Source organism: Streptomyces sp. ATLC9 (assembly GCF_057196705.1).
Window position 1 is genome coordinate 1 of the sequence record NZ_JBXUOY010000358.1, and the last position, 4,535, is coordinate 4,535.

4 protein-coding genes are annotated in these 4,535 nt (G+C 75.1%); all 4 read left to right on the forward strand.

Going from position 1 to position 4,535, the window contains the following annotated elements; all coding sequences use genetic code 11:
- The first annotated feature begins 300 nt into the window (after positions 1–300).
- The 4 genes from AC2CJA_RS24510 (at position 301) to der (ending at position 4,499) form a co-directional block, all read left to right on the forward strand.
- Entirely contained in the window at positions 301–1,389 is a 1,089-nt protein-coding gene (locus AC2CJA_RS24510; protein ID WP_484604860.1) for a prephenate dehydrogenase, read from the forward strand.
- Positions 1,390–1,512: 123 nt separating this feature from the next.
- Positions 1,513–2,244, forward strand: a complete 732-nt coding sequence (cmk, locus tag AC2CJA_RS24515) for a (d)CMP kinase (protein ID WP_484604861.1) — start codon at positions 1,513–1,515, stop codon at positions 2,242–2,244.
- Positions 2,202–2,918, forward strand: a complete 717-nt coding sequence (locus tag AC2CJA_RS24520) for a lysophospholipid acyltransferase family protein (protein WP_484604862.1) — start codon at positions 2,202–2,204, stop codon at positions 2,916–2,918. The genes cmk and AC2CJA_RS24520 overlap by 43 nt, the downstream gene beginning before the upstream one ends.
- A 114-nt stretch (positions 2,919–3,032) precedes the next feature.
- Positions 3,033–4,499 (forward strand): ribosome biogenesis GTPase Der, encoded by a 1,467-nt coding sequence (gene der / locus AC2CJA_RS24525; protein ID WP_484604863.1) that lies wholly within the window; start codon positions 3,033–3,035, stop codon positions 4,497–4,499.
- The last annotated feature ends 36 nt before the right edge of the window (positions 4,500–4,535 follow it).

Here is a 4,535-nt window from a genome sequence, read left to right on the forward strand (position 1 = left end):
GGCCGGGGCCGGGGCCGGGCCCGCGGCCGTCTCGCAGGGCGGGCGGCGGACGCGGGAGCCGGAGCGGCGCCTCTAGGCTGGTCAGGACAGCAGCACGGGGCGGAGGCAGGGGAGCGAGCAGGTGACGGTACGAGTGGTGCGGGGCGCCGTGCGGTTGGACCGGGACGAGGCCGGGCACGGGGCAGGGTGCGTGGACGGGCGGGTCCCGCTGCCGCCCGCCGGATCTCCGCAGCGCTGCGCGCCGACGGCCGGCGGCCCGGCCGGTGTCCGGTCCGCCGCCCCGCGCGAGGACATCGCGCGGTGAGGACCGCGCTCGTCATCGGCACCGGACTGATCGGCACCTCCATCGCCCTGGCGCTGGCCGGGCGCGGGGTGCGGGTGCACCTGGAGGACCACGACGCCGACCAGGCCCGCACCGCCGCCTCCCTGGGCGCGGGGACCGACCGGCCGCCGGAGGGGCCGGTGGACCTCGCCGTCGTGGCCGTGCCGCCCGCCCACATCCCCGCCGTCCTCGCCGCGGCCCAGCGCCGGAAGGCGGCACGCGGCTACCTGGACGTCGGCAGCGTCAAGGGCGGCCCGCGCCGGGAGGCGGCGGCGCTGGGCTGCGACCCGGCCACCTACCTGGGCACGCACCCGATGTCCGGGCGTGAGATCTCCGGTCCGCTGGCCGCCACCGCCGATCTCTTCGAGGGGCGGCCCTGGGTCCTGACCCCCACCCCGGAGACCGACACCGAGGTGCTCAACCTCGCACTGGAGCTGGTGTCGCTCTGCCGTGCCGTCCCCGTGGTGATGGACGCCGACGCCCACGACCGGGCCGTCGCCCTCGTCTCGCACACCCCGCAGCTGCTGTCCAGCCTGGTCGCGGCCCGCCTGGAGGGCGCCGACGAGACGGCCGTGCGCCTGTGCGGCCAGGGCATCCGCGACGTGACGCGGATCGCCGCCTCCGATCCGGGCATGTGGATCGACATCCTCTCCGCCAACCCCGGCCCCGTGGCCGACGTCCTGGCCGCGGTGGCCGGCGATCTGGAGGAGACGGTGCGGGCGCTGCGCGCGCTGCAGTCCGCCGACGAGACCGAGCGCACCGGCGGGGCGGCGGGCATCGAGGACGTGCTGCGCCGCGGCAACAGCGGGCGGGCCCGGGTCCCGGGCAAGCACGGGCAGGCCCCGGCCGCCTACGAGACGGTTGCGGTGCTCATCAGTGACCAGCCGGGCGAGCTGGCCGGCATCTTCGCCGAAGCCGGACGGGTCGGCGTCAACATCGAGGACGTCCGGATCGAGCATGCCACCGGCCAGCAGGCCGGCCACGTCCAGCTCATGGTCGAGCCGAGCGCCGCCCCCGTGCTGACGGCGGCGCTGCGCGAGCGGGGCTGGGCCATCCGGCAGCAGTAGGGGTCCCCGGCCGGCGGTAGCCTTGTGCCGGACGGGGAGGGCGTGCCGGCGTTCCCCTCGCCGGCGCCCCGCGCCCGCGTTCCCACCCGTGCCCCGAGCAGTTCGAGAAAGGTGCCCGACACCGTGGCAGCAACCTCCCGGCAGGCGTCCTCCGTGTCCCCGGACGCCCCGGTCCCCGTCATCGTCGCCATCGACGGCCCGTCCGGCACGGGCAAGTCGAGCACCTCCCGGGCCGTCGCGGCCAAGCTCGGCCTGAGCTACCTGGACACCGGCGCGCAGTACCGCGCGATCACCTGGTGGATGCTGACCCACGACATCGACGTGAAGGACGCCGGGGCCGTCGCCGCCGCGGCCGACCGTCCCGAGATCCTCTCCGGCACCGACCCGGCCGAGCCGACCATCACCGTGGACGGCACGGACGCCTCCGGCCCGATCCGCACCCAGGAGGTCACCGGCGCGGTCAGCGCGGTCAGCGCGGTGCCCGCGGTGCGCACCCGGATCACCGAGCTCCAGCGCGCCATCGCCGCGGGCGCCCCCACCGGCATCGTCGTCGAGGGCCGGGACATCGGCACCACCGTCCTGCCCGACGCGGACCTGAAGATCTTCCTCACCGCCTCGCCCGAGGCCCGCGCGGCCCGGCGCGGCGGCGAGCTGAAGGGCAGCGGCAGCCGTCCGGTCGACCTGGACGCCACCCGCGAGGCACTCCTGAAGAGGGACGCCGCCGACGCCGGGCGCAAGGCCTCCCCGCTGCGCAAGGCGGACGACGCGGTCGAGGTGGACACCACCGAGCTGACCCTGGAGCAGGTCATCGAGTGCGTCGTCACCCTGATCGAAGAGAAGCAGCAGGCCAGGTGAGCGCGGCGGACGGGAGCGGCGGCGGCCCGGGGCTTCCCAGCGCACGGGGCGCGGCGGTCGGGCGCCGCATCGGGATCGGCCTGATGTACGGGCTGTGGCGGCCCAGGGTGCTCGGCGCCTGGCGGGTTCCGGCCGCCGGGCCGGTGATCCTCGCCGTCAACCACACGCACGCCGTTGACGGCCCGCTGCTGATGGGGACCGCGCCCCGGCCGGTGCACTTCCTGATCAAGAAGGAGGCCTTCACCGGCCCTCTCGACCCCTTCCTGACCGGTATCGGCCAGATCGAGGTGGACCGGAAGGCCGCCGACCGCGTCGCGATCACCAGGGCGCTGGGGGTACTGGGCGACGGCGGTGTGCTGGGGATCTTCCCGGAGGGCACCCGGGGCGAGGGCGACTTCGCCTCGCTCCGCTCGGGCCTGGCCTACTTCGCCCTGCGGGCGGGGGCGCCCGTCGTGCCCGTCGCGGTGCTGGGGACGGCCGGGAGGCGGGGGCGTGCGATACCCGCGCTGCCTCCGCTGCGGGCCCGCGTCGACGTCGTGTTCGGCGAGCCCTTCGACGCGGGCGACGGCAGCGGCAGGCGCACCCGGGCCGCGCTGGACGAGGCGACGGTACGCATCGGCGAGCGGCTGACGGCCCACCTGGCCGACGCCCGGCGCGTCACCGGACGCGATTAGACGACACTGGACTTCCGTACCCGTGGCACCCGCGCACCGCGCGCGGGTCGCACACGGTGCGCCCGCGGGGCGCACAGGGCTACGGGAAACACGTACACACGAGGACAGGACTTCATGAACGAGCAGACCCACGTCGGCGACGAGCACGGGCACGGTGAGCTCGGCGACGCCGAGTACGCGGAGTTCATGGAGCTCGCCGCGCAGGAGGGGTTCGACGCCGAGGACGTCGAGGGGGCGCTCGGTGAGGCCGGGCACGGGCCGCTGCCGGTGCTGGCCGTCGTCGGCCGCCCGAACGTCGGCAAGTCGACCCTGGTCAACCGCATTCTCGGCCGCCGCGAGGCCGTCGTCGAGGACCGCCCCGGCGTCACCCGGGACCGGGTCACCTACGAGGCCGAGTGGGCGGGCCGCCGCTTCAAGGTGGTCGACACCGGCGGCTGGGAGCAGGACGTCCTGGGCATCGACGCCTCGGTGGCGGCCCAGGCGGAGTTCGCGATCGAGGCCGCCGACGCGGTGGTCTTCGTGGTGGACGCCACGGTCGGCGCGACCGACACCGACGAGGCCGTCGTCAGGCTGCTGCGCAAGGCGGGCAAGCCCGTGGTGCTGTGCGCCAACAAGGTCGACGGGCCCTCCGGAGAGGCGGACGCCGCCATGCTGTGGTCGCTCGGCCTCGGCGAGCCCCACCCGGTCTCCGCCCTGCACGGCCGCGGCACCGGCGACATGCTGGACGAGGTGCTCAAGGCACTGCCCGAGGCGCCGCCGCAGACCTTCGGCGGCGGGATCGGCGGGCCGCGCCGGGTGGCGCTGATCGGCCGCCCCAACGTCGGGAAGTCCTCGCTGCTGAACAAGGTGGCGGGGGAGGACCGGGTGGTCGTCGACCAACTGGCGGGCACCACCCGCGATCCGGTCGACGAGCTGATCGAACTCGGTGGGAAGACCTGGAAGTTCGTCGACACCGCCGGCATCCGGCGCCGGGTGCACCTGACCGAGGGCGCCGACTACTACGCCTCGCTGCGCACGGCCGCCGCACTGGAGAAGGCCGAGGTCGCGGTCGTCCTCATCGACGTCAGCGAGCCGATCAGCGTGCAGGACACCCGCATCCTCACCATGGCGGTCGACGCCGGGCGCGCGCTGGTCCTCGCGTACAACAAGTGGGACACCCTGGACGAGGAACGCCGCTACTACCTGGAGCGCGAGATCGAGACCGATCTCGGCCAGGTGAAGTGGGCGCCGCGGGTGAACGTCTCCGCGCGCACCGGCCGCCATATGGAGAAGCTGGTGCCGGCGATCGAGACCGCGCTGGCCGGCTGGGAGACCCGGGTGCCGACCGGGCGGCTCAACGCCTTCCTCGGCGAACTGGTGGCCGCCCATCCCCATCCGGTCCGGGGCGGCAAGCAGCCCCGGATCCTCTTCGGTACCCAGGCGGGCACCCGTCCGCCGCGCTTCGTCCTGTTCGCCTCCGGCTTCCTGGAAGCCGGCTACCGCCGCTTCATCGAGCGCAGGCTGCGCGAGGAGTTCGGATTCGAGGGCACGCCCGTCCACATCTCGGTGCGGGTGCGCGAGAAGCGCGGGCGCAGGAAATGAGGTGTGAGTGGGGGCGGGCGCCGGGGAGGGAAGCGC

Excerpts from the sequence above, each read along its gene's own strand:
- der (WP_484604863.1), top strand. The coding sequence starts at position 3,033 with ATGAACGAGCAGACCCACGTCGGCGACGAGCACGGGCACGGTGAGCTC.